The sequence below is a fragment of the Sedimentibacter sp. B4 genome (assembly GCF_000309315.1).
Classification (GTDB): domain Bacteria; phylum Bacillota; class Clostridia; order Tissierellales; family Sedimentibacteraceae; genus Sedimentibacter; species Sedimentibacter saalensis.
The window spans coordinates 1-208 of sequence record NZ_CANG01000398.1; the positions used below are offsets into that span (position 1 = coordinate 1).

At 63.5% G+C, this 208-nt stretch carries 1 protein-coding gene; it reads left to right on the forward strand.

Going from position 1 to position 208, the window contains the following annotated elements:
• Positions 1 to 208 (forward strand): DUF1800 family protein (locus BN358_RS23525; protein WP_157593422.1); only part of this gene is annotated, 208 nt, incomplete at both ends.

A 208-nucleotide genomic window follows, 5' to 3' on the forward strand; every position in this document is an offset into this window, starting at 1 on the left:
GAACCTCGGACGGGAACTGCTCGAACTCCACACCGTCGGCGTGGGCAACTACACCGAGGACGACGTGCTGAACTCGGCACGCCTGCTCACCGGCCACGGCGTCGACTGGAAGAAGCGGACCTACACCTACACGCCGGGTAATCACTACGTCGGCGCGGTCAGGATCATGGACTTCGAAGACCCCAACACGGATCTCTCCAAGGGGCCG